At 45.6% G+C, this 16,163-nt stretch carries 10 protein-coding genes; 9 read left to right on the top strand and 1 reads right to left on the bottom strand.

All coding sequences use genetic code 11. The features are described from left to right. The first annotated feature begins 275 nt into the window (after positions 1 to 275). The 3 genes from gltB (at position 276) to CCS02_RS22170 (ending at position 6,584) form a co-directional block, all read left to right on the top strand. Positions 276 to 4,727 carry a glutamate synthase large subunit gene (gltB, locus tag CCS02_RS15235; RefSeq protein ID WP_100186687.1) on the top strand — a complete coding sequence of 1,484 codons (4,452 nt, stop codon included), beginning with the start codon at positions 276 to 278 and terminating at the stop codon, positions 4,725 to 4,727. 118 nt (positions 4,728 to 4,845) lie between these two features. Continuing rightward, the gene (locus tag CCS02_RS15230; protein WP_100637033.1) at positions 4,846 to 6,267 is read left to right on the top strand and encodes an FAD-dependent oxidoreductase; all 1,422 of its coding nucleotides are present in this window, start codon (positions 4,846 to 4,848) and stop codon (positions 6,265 to 6,267) included. Between the two features lie 146 nt (positions 6,268 to 6,413). Further along, positions 6,414 to 6,584 carry a DUF6435 family protein gene (locus tag CCS02_RS22170; RefSeq protein ID WP_012071773.1) on the top strand — a complete coding sequence of 57 codons (171 nt, stop codon included), beginning with the start codon at positions 6,414 to 6,416 and terminating at the stop codon, positions 6,582 to 6,584. Positions 6,585 to 6,676: 92 nt separating this feature from the next. On the opposite strand, the gene CCS02_RS15225 is transcribed toward CCS02_RS22170, so the two are convergent. Beyond that, on the bottom strand, positions 6,677 to 8,263 hold the full coding sequence (locus CCS02_RS15225) for a cation:proton antiporter family protein (RefSeq protein WP_100637032.1): 1,587 nt from the start codon (positions 8,261 to 8,263) through the stop codon (positions 6,677 to 6,679). A 290-nt stretch (positions 8,264 to 8,553) separates the two neighbouring features. Here CCS02_RS15225 and chvE point away from each other — a divergent pair, with 290 nt between their 5' ends. The 6 genes from chvE (at position 8,554) to araD (ending at position 16,054) form a co-directional block, all read left to right on the top strand. Next, positions 8,554 to 9,615, top strand: a complete 1,062-nt coding sequence (gene chvE / locus CCS02_RS15220; RefSeq protein ID WP_072840817.1) for a multiple monosaccharide ABC transporter substrate-binding protein — start codon at positions 8,554 to 8,556, stop codon at positions 9,613 to 9,615. 134 nt (positions 9,616 to 9,749) lie between these two features. Next, complete coding sequence (gene mmsA / locus CCS02_RS15215) at positions 9,750 to 11,288, top strand: multiple monosaccharide ABC transporter ATP-binding protein (protein WP_072840816.1); 1,539 nt, start codon at positions 9,750 to 9,752, stop codon at positions 11,286 to 11,288. Between the two features lie 47 nt (positions 11,289 to 11,335). Next, positions 11,336 to 12,538 carry a multiple monosaccharide ABC transporter permease gene (mmsB, locus tag CCS02_RS15210; protein WP_100637031.1) on the top strand — a complete coding sequence of 401 codons (1,203 nt, stop codon included), beginning with the start codon at positions 11,336 to 11,338 and terminating at the stop codon, positions 12,536 to 12,538. Between the two features lie 23 nt (positions 12,539 to 12,561). Then, positions 12,562 to 13,530, top strand: a complete 969-nt coding sequence (gene araD1 / locus CCS02_RS15205) for an AraD1 family protein (RefSeq protein ID WP_100186690.1) — start codon at positions 12,562 to 12,564, stop codon at positions 13,528 to 13,530. Next, on the top strand, positions 13,527 to 14,297 hold the full coding sequence (locus CCS02_RS15200) for an SDR family NAD(P)-dependent oxidoreductase (protein ID WP_100186691.1): 771 nt from the start codon (positions 13,527 to 13,529) through the stop codon (positions 14,295 to 14,297). Before araD1 ends, CCS02_RS15200 begins: the two co-directional genes overlap by 4 nt. Further along, the gene (gene araD / locus CCS02_RS15195) at positions 14,294 to 16,054 is read left to right on the top strand and encodes an L-arabinonate dehydratase (protein ID WP_072840813.1); all 1,761 of its coding nucleotides are present in this window, start codon (positions 14,294 to 14,296) and stop codon (positions 16,052 to 16,054) included. Before CCS02_RS15200 ends, araD begins: the two co-directional genes overlap by 4 nt. Positions 16,055 to 16,163 lie beyond the last annotated feature (109 nt).

The following is a 16,163-nucleotide window of genomic DNA, read 5'->3' as shown; positions in this document are numbered from 1 at the left end:
TGGAAAAACTCCAGCCATAGATAATTCTCTAAGTCCTCGCTATTTGCCGCTAAAACTCCTATAAAAAGCGCCAAAATAACATAAGTCAGGCCTATGCTCGTTTGAGTAGTGCTCTTCGGCAGAGTAGTATGATCATCCATTTCGGTGGTATTTTGGGTAGATGATAGTCATTCTCGAAGCGAGTTCTTTCACGCTTTCGCTTTTTAGCCCAGCCACTTGATAATCGAATTTATATCTAATTTTATTTTTTACGTTTCAACTGTGGGAGTTGGTGTATGAATGCAGGCCTTTATCGTCCTGGCGAGTTCAAAGACAACTGTGGCTTTGGCTTAATTGCTCACATGGAAGGCAATACTAGCCATGAATTACTTAAGACAGCCATTGAGTCTTTGACATGTATGACACACCGTGGCGGCATCGCCGCTGATGGCAAAACAGGTGACGGCTGTGGTCTTCTTATCCAAAAGCCGGATCTATTTTTACGTGGTGAAGCACACGCTTTATTTAATCACACCTTGTCTGACCTTTATGGCATCGGCATGGTGTTTCTTGATCAAGATGACGCGCTTGCAAGTGAGCAACGTGAAACTTTGACGAAAAAATTGACTGATGAGGGTTTGAATGTAGTGGGTTGGCGTGAAGTGCCAATCGATGCGTCTTGCCTTGGTGTTATCGCGATGGATTGCTTGCCTCGTATCGAGCAAGTATTTGTTGATAGCAACCGTATGGATGCCCGTACTTTCGCAACACGTTTGTTTGTCGCTCGTCGCCAAACTGAAATCGCGTTAGCGCAATACGAAAACTTCTACATCTGTTCTTTGTCTGACAAAGTATTGGCATACAAAGGTTTGATGATGCCAGTGGACTTGCCTTTCTTTTATAAAGATTTGGGCAACGAAAAAATGCAAACAGCGATTTGTGTTTTCCACCAACGTTTCTCTACTAATACGCTTCCTAAGTGGCCTTTGGCACAACCGTTCCGCATGCTTGCTCACAACGGTGAGATCAATACCATCGAAGGTAACCGTAACTGGGCATTGGCTCGTAGCAGCAAGCTACGCACGCCTTTGATTCCTGAACTACAAGACCTTCAGCCTATTGTTAACTTAACGGGTTCTGACTCTTCTTCCATGGATAACATGTTGGAAGTTTTGGTAACTGGTGGCGTGGATATTTTCCGCGCTGCGCGTTTGATCATTCCACCAGCGTGGCAAAACGTTGAAAACATGGATCCAGAGTTGCGTGCTTTCTACCAGTACAACTCTATGCACATGGATCCTTGGGACGGCCCAGCTGGTTTGGTAATGACCGACGGACGTCATGCTATTTGTATGCTTGATCGTAACGGTTTGCGTCCTGCTCGTTGGGTCATTACTAAAAACGGCTTTATTACGCTTGCTTCTGAAGTCGGTACTTACGGCTACAAGTCAGAAGATGTTGTGTCAAAAGGCCGTGTAGGTCCTGGCCAAATGTTGGTAATTGATACGCAAAACGGCAAAGTGCTGCACACGGATGACATCGATAATCGCCTTAAATCCATGCACCCATACAAAAAATGGTTGAAGCAGGAAGCGATTCGCATCGAATCTTTGTTGGAAGAATCTTCTCTAGAGTTTGAACCTTTCACCAAAGAAGAAATGCTGACCTATCAGAAGATGTTCCAAGTGTCTTTTGAAGAACGCGAGCAAATTTTCCGTCCATTGGCAGAAAGCGGTCATGAGGCAGTAGGTTCTATGGGTGATGACACGCCGATGGCGGTTATGTCTAGCCAGACTCGCCCAGTGACAGATTATTTCCGTCAGAAGTTTGCACAGGTAACTAATCCACCAATAGATCCATTACGTGAATCTGTTGTCATGTCGTTGGAAACTTGTATTGGTGTGGAACGTAACTTATTTGAAGAAACGCCAAAACACGCAAACCGTATTATCTTGTCATCGCCTGTATTGTCACCACGTAAATACAGCCGTTTGTTAGCGTTAGATGATCATCGTTTCCGTTTGGTTCGTCTAAATACCAATTACAACCCAGAAGAAGTTTCTCTTGAGCAAGCGATTAAAAACTTGCGATTGAAAGCGGAAGAAGTGGTACGTAATGGTGCCGTGATTGTTGTATTGACTGACCGTGATATAGCAAAAGGCCATTTGCCTATTCCTTCGCCTATGGCGGTAGGTGCGGTGCATCATTATTTGTCTAAGCAAGGTTTGCGTTGTGATTCCAACATCATCGCTGACACCGGCTTTGCCCGTGATCCTCATCAATTTGCTGTACTATTAGGCTTTGGTGCAACAGCGGTTTATCCGTATCTTTCTTATCGTTTAATCAACGACATGATTGATAAAGGCGAAGTCTTGGGTGACCCAATTGCTTGCCACGTTAAATACCGTAAAGGTATTAACAAAGGCCTGATGAAAATTATCTCTAAGATGGGCATTTCGACGATTGCCTCATACCGTGGTGCGCAGTTATTTGAAGCAGTTGGTTTGGACACGAAAGTAGTCGATCTATGTTTCAAAGGTGTTCCAAGCCGTATTAAAGGCGCACGCTTTGAAGATTTCCAAAAGGATCAAGAATCCATCGCAAGCAATGCGTGGAAATTGCGTAAACCTATTCAACAGGGCGGTTACCTAAAATACGTCCATGAAGCGGAATACCATGCGTTTAACCCAGACGTAGTTCGCAATTTGCAAACTGCAGTGGGCAGTGGTCGCTTTGAAGATTTCACCAAATACACAGAGCTAGTGAACAACCGTCCAGCGTCTATGTTGCGTGACTTGTTTACTTTGTCTGACAAAGCGAAAGCCATTCCGTTAGACACAGTGGAATCTATTGAAGAGATTCTACCTCGTTTCGACTCAGCGGGTATGTCATTGGGTGCTTTGTCTCCAGAGGCACACGAGGCTCTAGCTCAAGCGATGAACGAATTAGGCTGTCGATCTAACTCTGGTGAGGGTGGTGAAGATCCAGCTCGTCACGGTACTGAGCGTCGCTCTAAGATCAAGCAAATCGCGTCTGGCCGCTTTGGTGTCACACCAGAATATTTGGTTAACGCTGAAGTGCTACAGATTAAAGTCGCACAAGGTGCAAAACCGGGTGAAGGTGGCCAGCTGCCTGGCGGTAAAGTAAACGGCTTAATCGCTCGTCTACGTTATGCAGTTCCAGGTGTTACCTTGATTTCGCCGCCACCACATCACGATATTTATTCTATCGAAGATTTGGCGCAGCTGATTTTCGATTTGAAACAAGTTAACCCAGACGCTTTGGTGTCGGTGAAACTGGTTTCTGAACCGGGCGTTGGGACGATTGCCGCGGGTGTTGCGAAAGCTTACGCGGATTTGATCACCATCTCTGGCTATGACGGTGGTACTGCTGCATCGCCTATTACCTCTATTCGCCATGCGGGTTCGCCTTGGGAGTTAGGTTTAGCGGAAGCGCAACAAGCACTTCGTTCTAACGATCTTCGCGGCAAAATTCGTCTGCAAACCGACGGTGGTCTAAAAACTGGTTTGGATGTGGTGAAAGCGGCGATTCTTGGTGCTGAAAGCTTTGGTTTTGGTACCACGCCAATGGTTGCCATGGGTTGTAAGTTCTTGCGTATTTGTCACTTGAATAACTGTGCGACTGGTGTGGCAACTCAGGATCAAATGCTACGTGATGAGCACTTCATCGGTACGGTAGAAATGATCAAAAACTTCTTCCGCTTTATGGCAGAAGATACGCGTCTATGGTTAGCGAAACTGGGTGTTGCCAGCCTGCAAGATTTGATTGGTCGTACAGACCTATTAGCTATCTTGCCGGGTGAAACGGATAAGCAACGTAATTTAGATCTTTCACCGATCTTGAAAAACGATGCGATTCCAGCGAACAAAGCACAATACTGCAATTCACCATTTAACCCACCACATGATAAAGGCCTATTGGCTTTGAAAATGTGGGACACAGTTAAAGACGTGATTGAAGAAAAAGAAGGTGGAGAGTTTACTTTTGAAGTGACCAACTGCGACCGTTCTATCGGTGCTCGTTTGTCTGGTGAGATTGCCAAACGTTACGGTAACCAAGGCATGTCTGATGTCCCATTAACATTGAAGTTGACTGGTACGGCAGGTCAAAGTTTCGGTGTATGGAACGCGGGTGGTTTGAACATGTACCTAGAAGGCGATGCTAACGATTATGTTGGTAAAGGCATGACAGGCGGCAAATTGGTTATTCGTTCTCCAAAAGGATCTGTTTTCAAATCACAAGATTCTGCCATTATCGGTAACACTTGTTTGTATGGCGCGACGGGCGGTAAGTTGTTTGCTGCAGGTACGGCAGGTGAGCGTTTTGCTGTACGTAACTCAGGTGCTCATACGGTTATCGAAGGTGCAGGCGATCACTGCTGTGAATACATGACTGGCGGCATGGTAACTGTGCTTGGTAATACGGGTTACAACTTTGGTGCGGGTATGACTGGCGGTTTCGCTTACGTACTCGATTTAGACCGTACCTTCGTAGATAAGTACAACCACGAATTGGTGGAAATTCACCGTATCGGTACGGAATTGACGGAAGAGTATCGTTCACACCTTCGTTCTGTGATCGAAGAATACGTCCGAGAAACTGACAGCGAATGGGGCCATGAGATCTTAGAAAACTTCTATGACTACATTGGTAAGTTCTGGCTAGTCAAACCAAAAGCCGCGAGTTTAGGCGCGCTATTGGCAAACACTCGTCAACGTCCGGAATAAAACACGCTGTTATGGCGCTTGGTTTGTAATGAAACAAACTAAGCGCTGTGAACGAATCAGTCTGACCCATTTGAGAGAAGCGCTGTCTGTTTACAGGCGGCCGAGGAGATAGCAGCTTATGTCTGAGCGCTTGAACAACGTATTTCAATTCGTCGAAGTGGACCGTAAGGATCCTAAGAAAAAGCCTTTAATTACTCGTAAGGCGCAATTCGTCGAAATTTATAAACCATTCGAAGAAGTGGGTGCGAAAGATCAAGCACACCGCTGTCTAGAGTGCGGAAACCCTTATTGTGAGTGGAAATGCCCAGTACATAACTACATTCCAAACTGGCTGAGGCTGGTGAGTGAAGGTAGCATTTTAGAAGCGGCTGAGTTGAGTCATCAAACCAACTCTTTGCCAGAAGTCTGTGGTCGCGTTTGTCCACAAGATCGTCTTTGTGAAGGCGCTTGTACGCTTGGCGAAGGTGGCTTTGGTGCGGTGACGATCGGTTCTGTTGAAAAATACATCACAGATACGGCTTTTGCTTTGGGCTGGCGTCCTGATATGTCTAACGTAGTACCGGTTAACAAAACGGTTGCTATCGTTGGTGCGGGTCCTGCAGGTCTTGCTTGTGCAGATGTTTTGGTGCGTAACGGTATCAAGCCTGTGGTATTTGATAAGTACCCAGAAATCGGTGGCTTGCTGACGTTTGGTATTCCAGAATTCAAACTGGAAAAAAGCGTCATGACACGTCGTCGTGAAATTTTTGAAGAGATGGGCGTTGAGTTTGTTCTCGGAACTTCTGTTGGTGATGACGTGCCATTCGAACACGTATTGGCAGAGTACGATGCAGTGTTTTTAGGCATGGGTACTTATAAATACATGAAAGGCGGCTTCCCAGGTGAAGATCTTCCGGGTGTTCACGATGCCTTGGATTACCTGATTTCTAACGTTAACCATTGCCTAGACTTCGAAGAAGATGCTGCTGATTACGTGAACCTAAAAGGCAAGCAAGTGGTTGTCTTGGGTGGTGGTGATACAGCGATGGACTGTAACCGTACTGCGATTCGTCAAGGCGCGAAAAGTGTTACTTGTGCTTACCGTCGTGACCAAGAAAACATGCCGGGTTCTCGTAAAGAAGTGCAAAACGCGAAAGAAGAGGGCGTACAGTTCCTTTTCAACCGTCAGCCAGTGGAAATCATTGGTAACGGCAAAGTGGAAGGCATCAAGGTTGTTGAGACTCAAATGGGCGCGCCTGACGAAAACGGCCGTCGTACCGCTGAGATTGTTGAAGGTAGCGAGCAGATCATTCCTGCAGACACCGTATTAATTGCCTTTGGATTCCAAGCAAGCCCTGCGCCTTGGTTCGAAAAATTTGGTATCGAAACAGACGCTCGTGGTCGTGTTATCGCTCCGAAGAACGGCAAATTCATGTTCCAAACTACTAATGAGAAAATCTTTGCTGGTGGCGACATGGTGCGTGGTTCAGACCTAGTAGTAACGGCTATTGATGAAGGTCGTAAAGCGGCTGAAGGGATTATGGATTTCCTAGACGTTTAAGTACGATTGCTGTTTATACGTAACTCATAAAGCGCCAATCAGAGAAATCTGATTGGCGTTTTTGTTTAGGTAATTTGTTAGTCAAAACGATCTAAATCTCAGTCTGCGTCGTATTAACTCTATAAACTCATAACCATAGGCTAATTATGTTTTCTTTTCTAAAGTCCGATCCGATTAAAAAGCTCGATAAAGAATATGGCGAGTTACTAGAAAAAGCCATGCAAGCCCAACGCGGCGGTGACATCCGACTCTATTCAGAACTGACGGAAAAAGCCGAAGCGGTGAAAGCCAAGATAGACGAAGCTAGGTCTGCATAAATAGAGTCAATAAAAAACGCGGAGCCATGTTAACGGCACCGCGTTTTTAGTTTTATCTTCTAGAGCTTTATAATAGCCCAGCTTTGAAATAGCTAGGCAGCTACGGCGCTTTCTAGTGGTCGAATAAGTGCCAAACTTTCTTCAGCGAAACCTGTACCGGCTTCTGTGTAGAAGTTGAAGACGTTGTCTATGCCGCTGTTGATGAGGATTTCTCTTTCATCTTGATAGCGAGCAATAGCAGCGATTTGTCCAGTGTAGTTGGCTTTACGCAGCTGTATGGCTACATTGGTCGTGTCTTCTGTGGCAGGCAATGCCAACAAAACGAGCTCAATTCGAGACGTGTCCAAACGTTCCCACAAATCCGCATCTTCACCGTCGCCGTAGAATACATTTTCTTTAGCCGCTTGCATTTGGTTAATACGATTACGATCCGCATCCATTCCAGCGACGGTGTCACCCACCAAACCTTTTAAAGAGTCAAATGCCCCGCGTCCAACTCGACCTAAGCCCACCACGAGAATGTCACTGTTTACAGGTTGTACGAAGATATCTTCGGATAAACAATCTGCACTTTCAAAACGGCGAATGATGTCTTTGTTTTTCCGGTACATACGGTGAACGTTGCGATAAAGCACGCTTGTGATCACGAAGGAGAAAGACACTGCCAATGCTAATACGACAAGCCATTCTTTTTCTAACCAGCCGTTTGCCACACTCAGTGCAACGACAATTAAGCCAAATTCACTGTAGTTAGAAAGAATTATCGATGATAAAAATGAAGTTCGGCCGCGCAGTTTCATTTTTGTCATTAATACGAAGAAGAGTGCGAACTTCACCAGAATCACTAAAGTAATGATTAGGCTCATGCCGACAATGCTTAATGTGGGTAATGCGGTGAAGCCGATGGACAAGAAAAAACCAATTAAAAACAAGTCCTTGAAATTCATTAGCGACTTATTCATTTCTGCGGCTTTGGGGTGTGACGCTAATAAAATACCGAAGATTAGTGCGCCTAAGTCGCCCTTTACACCAACAAGGTAAAACAGTTCATAGCCACCTAGCGCAAGAAAAAGACCTGTTAATGGCAGCATTTCCCCGTGACCAGCTTTGTCGACGATTTTGTTGATAATCGGACGAATCAGTAGCAAGCCAAATAACCCCAGCGCCCAGATAGAAGGCACTTTACCGGTAGCAGCCACAAGAAAAACTACGGCTACAATATCTTGCATAACTAAAATGCCAAGAGATAACTGTCCATGGCGAGTTTTTAGTTCGCTACTTTCTTCTAGCAGTTTCATTATACAAACGGTACTGGAAAAACTGAGTGCGAAACCGATAAGCGCGGCGGTTTTAAAATCAAGCACACCAAAATATGGAAGGCTTAATGTACCAAGCAGCAAAGCAATCCCGGCAAATAGGATGGTGCTTATTCCTATATGACTTAGCGTTGATGCCCAAACTTCACGTTTTAGAAGGTCTTTAACATGTAATTTTAAGCCGATACTAAACAGCATTAGTGTGATGCCAATATTGGCGAGGGAGTCCAATGTATTGCTTGGTTCCAAACCAGCATAGTTAAGTAAAAAACCAGCTAATAAGAAACCAATTAATGGCGGTAAATTGATCACCTTGACGGCCAGTCCGCATACAAATGCGAATAAGATCCAAATGAATTCCATAGATTCCTTCTAAATTAAAGAATGTGTAAAGGGGAGTTTTATCATACGGAATTTGTCTAAGCCGCGCAGCACGTAATGCTGCAAAATATTCGTTCTCGCATAATAAATTAACATATCAAAAATGATATGAAGAGCAACATTTATTCTATTTGATTGGTATGTTCATTTTGCCTACTCTGCATAACAGGTTTTTCAAGACCTGATTGGCTCGAAAAAATAATCATAAAAAATCTATGGCCACCTGAAGCTTGTTCCTTACGGTGCTCGCTTGGCCGTAACAGGAGAAGCTAATGAACTATCTAAAGAATACCATTGCTGGTTTAGTACTAGGTGCCACTGCGCTGAGTTCCGTTAGTGCTTTGGCTGCGAATGGTTATGTTGGTATTGCCATGCCAACTAAGTCTTCCGCTCGCTGGATCACCGATGGTGACTCCATGGTAAAACTCTTCAAAGATGCTGGTTACAAAGTTGATCTACAGTACGCAGAAGATGAAATTCCAAATCAGCTTTCCCAGATTGAAAACATGATCGTAAAAGGTGTCGATGTATTAGTCATCGCCGCGATTGATGGTACGACTCTATCTAACGCATTGGAAAACGCCGATGCTGCGGGTATTAAAGTTATCTCCTATGACCGTTTGATTAAAAACAGCCCTTATGTGAGCTACTACGCGACATTTGATAACTTCAAAGTCGGCGTGTTGCAAGCCAAGTCCTTGGTAAGCGGCATGGAAAAACGTGGTAAAGGTCCTTACAACGTCGAGTTGTTCGGTGGTTCTCCAGACGATAACAACGCTTATTTCTTCTATAACGGTGCAATGTCTGTGCTTCAGCCGATGATCGATTCTGGCAAGGTGAGTGTCGTTTCTGGCCAAATGGGCATGGACAAAGTTGGTACCTTGCGTTGGGACGGTGCGACCGCTCAAGCACGTATGGATAACTTGTTGTCTGCTCATTACACCAAGAAACACATAGACGGTGTGTTGTCGCCTTATGATGGTATTTCTATTGGTATTTTGTCGTCACTTAAAGGTGTAGGTTACGGTTCTGGCAATATGAAAATGCCGATTGTAACGGGTCAAGATGCAGAAGTGCCATCAGTGAAATCCATCATCGCAGGTGAACAATATTCCACCATATTTAAAGACACGCGTGAATTAGCCAACGTAACGGTAGGCATGGTTCAAGCTGTATTAAATGGTGCGAAGCCTGAAATCAATGATACTAAAACCTATGACAACGGCATCAAGGTGATTCCTAGTTATTTGCTTGAGCCTGTAACAGTTGATAAATCCAACTGGCAAGATGTGTTGCTAGGTAGCGGCTACTATACGAAGTCTCAGGTCGAATAAGCGCACGACCACTGCGCTTGCCAATTCTTTGTTAAAAACTGTTTATTTATCCTAATTCAACAATAATAAACCAGCGGAGGCGTTGTTGACCGTGTGTCGATACGGCAAGAGCGCGTCTGCTAACGGGATGTTTTATGGAAAATATTATTTTGGAAATGCGCAGCATTACCAAGACGTTTCCTGGAGTAAAAGCCCTCGACTCGGTGAACCTTAAAGTTCGTGCTGGCGAGATTCACGCTTTAGTGGGTGAAAATGGCGCGGGTAAATCAACTCTCATGAAGGTGTTGAGTGGGGTTTATCCACATGGAAGTTATCAAGGCGATATTCTTTTTAATGATGAAACTGTCGCGTTTTCCGGCATCACGGACAGCGAAGAAAAAGGCATCATTATTATTCATCAAGAGTTAGCGTTAGTGCCGCTTCTATCCATCGCTGAGAATCTATTTTTAGGTAACGAGAATGTCGAAGGTGGCGTGATTAATTGGCCGAAAACCTATTCTCGTACTCAAACGTTATTAGCAAAAGTTGGCTTAAAAGAGTCGCCATCGACCTTAGTGGGTCAATTAGGTGTGGGCAAACAGCAACTCGTTGAGATAGCCAAGGCCCTTGCTAAAGATGTGAAATTATTAATTTTGGACGAACCAACGTCCGCACTGCAAGAGAACGACAGCGCCAAGTTGCTTGATTTGTTATTGGAGTTTAAAGCACAAGGTATCTCTTCTATCTTGATTACCCACAAGTTGAACGAAATCAGCCGTGTGGCAGACAGCATCACCGTTATTCGTGATGGCGCTTCTGTATCTACACTGGATTGTCATGCGCAAAATATCAGTGAAGAAGACATTATTCGCGACATGGTTGGCCGTGATATGGCTGACCGTTATCCACAAAGAAACAATCCAGCGCGGGAAGGCCATCTAGGAAAAACCATGATGGAAGTCAGTGGCTGGAATGTATGGCATCCCGATGCAATAGATCGCCAAATGATTCATAACATTGAGTTCAATGTACACGCCGGAGAAGTGGTTGGTATCGCAGGCTTAATGGGTTCAGGTCGCACCGAGTTAGCGATGAGTTTGTTTGGTAAAAGCTACGGTAAAAACATTCAAGGTGAAGTGCGTTTGCGCGGTGAAATCGCCGATTTGTCTACTGTGCCAAAAGCCATAAAAAGTGGCTTGGCGTACGTGACCGAAGACCGTAAAGAATTGGGTTTGATTCTAGAAGAAACCATTCAGACCAACACCACGTTGGCGAATCTTAACCGAGTGTCTTCCCATGGTGTAATCGATGAAAACATCGAACGCCAAGTGTCAGAAGACTATCGCAAAGCACTAAACATTCGAACACCAAGTGTGTTTCAAAAAGTGATGAACTTATCGGGCGGTAATCAACAAAAAGTGGTGTTGAGTAAGTGGCTATATTCGCAGCCAGACGTTTTGATTCTAGACGAGCCAACCCGCGGTATTGATGTGGGCGCTAAGTTTGAAATTTATAACATCATCAACCAGCTTGCTGATGATGGCAAAGGCGTGGTGATGATTTCTTCAGAGATGCCAGAGTTGCTTGGCATGTGTGATCGTATTTACGTGATGAATGAAGGGCGTTTTGTTGGCGAGTTAGACAAAGCCAATGCAAGCCAAGAAAAAATCATGTCAATGATAGTAAAAGCCTAGCGATAGCAATAATAACGGCGAGAATAATAATAGCGGGAGCAATAAAAATGGCTACAACAAAAGAAACCTCTACTGTGGTACAAGCGGCACCGTCTGTTACCAGCTACCTGAAATCACATATGCGTGATTACGGTATGTTGATCGCGCTTGTTGTCATCATGGGCATGTTTCAATTTTTGACCGACGGCACCTTAATGCGTCCGGTTAACTTAACCAACTTATTTTTACAGAACAGCTATATCATCATTATGGCTATTGGTATGTTGCTGGTGATTGTCGCCGGCCATATCGATTTATCGGTCGGCTCAGTGGCGGGTTTCATTGGTGCGTTGGCGGCGGTTATGTCAGTCAATTATGACTTACCGACCATTCTTGTCGTGCCTGTGTGTCTTGTCGTTGGTTTGATTATCGGTGGTTTGCAAGGCTACTGGATTGCCTACTGGAAAATACCAGCTTTTATCGTCACCTTGGCAGGCATGTTGGTGTTCCGTGGTTTGACCTTGGCATTGCTTGAAGGTCAGTCTGTAGGGCCTTTCCCAAAAAGCTTCCAATTGTTGAGTACCGGATTTATTCCTGACGTGTTTGGTATTGGTCGTCCGAATGTTACTGCGCTTGTGCTTGGTATCTTAGCGGCGAGTGCAATATTGTTCTTGGCTGCTCGTACTCGCTCTCGTGCACTGAAGTACGGTATTCAAGATGAACCATTTTCTTTCTTCATCGTTAAAAACGTATTAGTTGCTGCTGCGATCATCTATTTGTCTTACTTATTAAGTACTTATCGAGGCTTGCCGAATGTGCTGATGTCGATGGCGGTGCTGATTGCGATTTATACCTTTTTGACTAACAGCACCACCATCGGTCGTCGTATTTATGCTTTGGGTGGTAATGAAAAAGCTGCCAAATTGTCAGGTATCAATACCGAACGTTTGACCTTTTTGACCTTCGCCAATATGGGCATGTTGGCGGCCTTGGCTGGGTTGATCTTCGCGGCACGTTTGAATACTGCCACGCCGAAAGCGGGTTTTGGTTTTGAATTAGATGTTATTGCTGCCGTGTTTATCGGTGGAGCCTCCATGTCAGGCGGCGTTGGTAAAATCATCGGTGCGGTGATTGGTGCCTTCATCATGGGTGTCATGAATAACGGGATGTCGATATTAGGTATAGGGATTGATTGGCAGCAGGTTATCAAGGGCTTGGTATTGCTCGCTGCGGTTATCTTCGACGTCTACAACAAACAAAAAGCGCGTTAAGAACGCGGGTTAAGGAGCGATTTATGTTGTTTTTATCTCAAATTAAACAAGGTGGTGTGGTCTGTCGCGAAGGCAATGAAGCGCACCTTGTTCTTCACGCATCGAGTGTTTACGAACTCGCAAAAGAAGCCGTTAAAAATGGCGTGCCGCTGAAGTCTATTATTGAAAAACATGGTTTGGGCGAGTCGGTTAATTTGGCAGAGCTTGCTAAGAACAACCAGCTAGATTGCCCTGTTCGTCATCCTGATCCAGCACATATGTATTTGACTGGTACAGGTTTAACGCACCTAGGTTCTGCCGCGACTCGTAATGCCATGCATGCGAAAAGCGAAGAACTGACGGACTCGATGAAGATTTTCCAAATGGGCGTTGAAGGTGGCAAACCGAAAGACGGTCAAGAAGGCGTTCAGCCAGAATGGTTTTATAAAGGCAATGGCGCTGGCGTGATCGCACCAGGCGATGCCTTACCTTCACCATCCTTTGCTTTGGATGGTGGTGAAGAGCCGGAGATCGCTGGCTTTTACTTGGTGGGCGAAGACGGCAAAGTACATCGTCTTGGTTACACCTTGGCGAATGAATTTTCGGATCACATAACAGAGCGCCAAAACTATTTGTATCTAGCTCATTCGAAATTACGTCCAGCGGCGTTTGGTCCTGAGTTGCTGGTGGGTGAATTGCCAATGCACATCGATGGTCATTCGCGCATTGAACGCGGTGAGAAAACACTTTGGGAAAAAGGCTTTTTATCAGGTGAAGACAATATGTCGCACACCTTCAAAAACTTAGAACATCATCATTTCAAATATTCGATCTTCCGCCAGCCAGGCGATCTGCATGTGCATATGTTTGGCACAGCAACCTTGTCTTTTGCCGATGGTATTCAGGCACAAGAAGGCGATGTCTTTGAAATTTCCTCTCCTACGTTTGGTCTGCCATTACGCAATGCCTTGGCGAAAGCGGATGAACTCGATACCGAGGTAGCGCCGTTATGAATAAAACAAAGAGCGCCGTTTATCCAGATTTAAAAGATCGCTCGGTCTTTATCTCTGGCGGTGCAACCGGTATCGGTGCTGCTATTGTCGAAGCGTATGCCAAGCAAGGCGCGAAAACGGCCTTTGTGGATTTGGATGAAAAAGCCGGCACGGCGCTCGCCAAACGTCTTAAAAAAGACGGTTTTGAAGTGCGCTTTGAAGTGTGTGATATCACTGATATTCAAGATTATCAAAGCAAAATCCGTGCAGCCGCAGAGACGTTTGGGCCTATTTCTGTGTTGATGAATAACGCAGCTAACGATGTGCGCCATTCGTTGGAGTCGCTGACTGAAGAGCGTTTTGACGAACTGGTTGGGGTGAACATCAAACATGCTATGTTTGCCGCGCAAGTAGTTGCACCGATGATGCGAAAACTGGGTGGTGGTTCGATTATCAATTTTGGTTCTGTGGGATGGATGATGGCGACAGCAGGTTATCCAACTTACGGCACGAGCAAAGCGGCAACTCATGGCTTAACTCGATCCCTTGCTCGTGATTTAGGTGGCTCTGGTATTCGTGTGAATACCTTGGTGCCTGGCTGGGTGATGACAGAAAAACAACTGCGCATGTGGGTTGATGACGCGGCAGAAGAAAAAATTAAACAAAGCCAATGCCTAACAGGCAAGGTGCTACCTGAACATATCGCCAATATGGCGCTGTTTTTAGGGTCCGATGCGGCGGCAATGTGCTCGGCGCAAAACTTTATCGTTGATGGAGGTTGGGTATGAGTGATTCTGAGAAAGGCACGTTCGTACCGAAAACATGGCCCCGCAAATTACGTTCAACCGAATGGTTTGGCGGTACCTCACGTGATCATATTTACCACCGCAGCTGGATGAAAAACCAAGGCTTGCCGGCGGACTTATTTGATGGTCGTCCAGTGATTGGCATTTGTAATACTTGGTCGCAGCTTACACCTTGCAACGCCCATCTTCGTGATCTTGCTGATCGAGTAAAACACGGTATTTATGAAGCGGGTGGTTTGCCACTAGAGTTCCCTGTGTTCTCTGTGGGTGAGAGCTCACTGCGTCCTACCGCGATGATGTATCGCAACATGGCGGCGATGGACGTCGAAGAAGCTTTACGAGCGAATCCTCTCGATGGTGTTGTCTTGTTAGCAGGTTGTGACAAAACCACACCGGCGCTGCTTATGGGTGCGTGTAGCGTCGATATTCCAGCGATTGTTGTGTCTGGTGGCCCGATGTTGAATGGCTACTTCAGAGGCGAGCGTGTGGGATCTGGCACGGCGCTGTGGCAAATGTCGGAAGACATTAAAGCTGGCAAGATGACCCAAGAAGACTTCCTTGAGGCAGAGCAATCTATGTCTCGCTCTGCAGGTTCTTGTAACACCATGGGTACCGCCAGCACCATGGCGTCTATGGCTGAAGCTTTGGGTATGGCGTTATCGGGTAACGCAGCGATTCCAGCGGTAGACAGCCGTCGTCGAGTCATGGCGCATCTTACGGGTCGTCGCATTGTTGATATGGTTAAAGACGATTTGAAACCGTCTGATATTTTGACTCGCCAAGCTTTTGAAAATGCGATTCGTGTCAATGGCGCGATTGGTGGTTCTACCAATGCCGTAATTCACTTATTGGCTATTGCTGGTCGTGTTGGTGTGGATTTAACCCTAGATGATTGGGATAAATTAGGCCAAGAAATCGCCACTATTGTGAACCTGATGCCGTCAGGCAAATACCTGATGGAAGAATTCTTCTACGCAGGTGGTTTGCCAGTCGTAATCAAGCATTTGGCTGAAGCGGGCAAGCTGCATAAAGACGCGATTACTGTGTCCGGTGAATCAATTTGGGACGAAGTGAAAGAGGTTCGCAACTGGAACCCAGACGTTATTTTGCCAGTTGAAAAAGCACTGACACAAAAAGGCGGTATTGTTGTATTGAAAGGCAATCTTGCGCCACAAGGTGCAGTATTGAAACCTTCTGCAGCGTCACCACATTTATTGCAACATCGTGGTAGAGCGGTAGTTTTTGAAGACATTAACGACTACAAAGCCAAGATCAATGACGAAGCTTTGGATATCGATGAAAACTGTGTCATGGTGCTAAAGAACTGTGGTCCAAAGGGTTATCCAGGTATGGCGGAAGTTGGCAACATGGGCTTGCCGCCAAAAGTGTTGCGCAAAGGCATTAAAGACATGGTACGCATTTCTGATGCTCGTATGTCGGGAACGGCTTATGGAACCGTGGTTTTGCATACTACGCCAGAAGCTGCTGCTGGTGGACCATTGGCCGTCATTCAAAATGGCGACATGATTGAACTAGACGTAGAAAACCGCCGCCTTCATGTGGACATTTCCGATGAAGAAATGGCAACACGTTTAGCAAACTGGAAAAGTCATTTGGAACCACCAAAAAGTGGTTACATCAAACTATTCCATGATCACGTACAAGGTGCTGATACGGGTGCCGATTTTGACTTCTTAAAAGGTTGTCGAGGCGCTGCGGTGCCAAAAGATAGTCATTAAATTAAGTTTTTAAGTCTGACCCTGCCTTGTTATGGCAGCACCGCCCCAACGGACATCCCTGTCCGCGAGGGGCGTAACGCCCATCCTTGGGCTTGATGCTTGCCATCAC

Source organism: Marinomonas sp. ef1, assembly GCF_002806845.1.
Classification (GTDB): Bacteria; Pseudomonadota; Gammaproteobacteria; order Pseudomonadales; family Marinomonadaceae; genus Marinomonas; species Marinomonas polaris.
Note: the sequence above shows the minus strand (reverse complement) of the source record. Positions and strands in the feature narration are given on the sequence as shown.

Bases quoted from the DNA above. Each gene is read 5' to 3' on its own strand.
- CCS02_RS15230 (WP_100637033.1), top strand. From the start codon at position 4,846: ATGTCTGAGCGCTTGAACAACGTATTTCAATTCGTCGAAGTGGACCGT.
- araD (WP_072840813.1), top strand. From the start codon at position 14,294: ATGAGTGATTCTGAGAAAGGCACGTTCGTACCGAAAACATGGCCCCGC.
- mmsB (WP_100637031.1), top strand. From the start codon at position 11,336: ATGGCTACAACAAAAGAAACCTCTACTGTGGTACAAGCGGCACCGTCT.
- CCS02_RS22170 (WP_012071773.1), top strand. From the start codon at position 6,414: ATGTTTTCTTTTCTAAAGTCCGATCCGATTAAAAAGCTCGATAAAGAA.
- araD1 (WP_100186690.1), top strand. From the start codon at position 12,562: ATGTTGTTTTTATCTCAAATTAAACAAGGTGGTGTGGTCTGTCGCGAA.
- mmsA (WP_072840816.1), top strand. From the start codon at position 9,750: ATGGAAAATATTATTTTGGAAATGCGCAGCATTACCAAGACGTTTCCT.
- chvE (WP_072840817.1), top strand. From the start codon at position 8,554: ATGAACTATCTAAAGAATACCATTGCTGGTTTAGTACTAGGTGCCACT.
- gltB (WP_100186687.1), top strand. From the start codon at position 276: ATGAATGCAGGCCTTTATCGTCCTGGCGAGTTCAAAGACAACTGTGGC.
- CCS02_RS15225 (WP_100637032.1), bottom strand. From the start codon at position 8,263: ATGGAATTCATTTGGATCTTATTCGCATTTGTATGCGGACTGGCCGTC.
- CCS02_RS15200 (WP_100186691.1), top strand. From the start codon at position 13,527: ATGAATAAAACAAAGAGCGCCGTTTATCCAGATTTAAAAGATCGCTCG.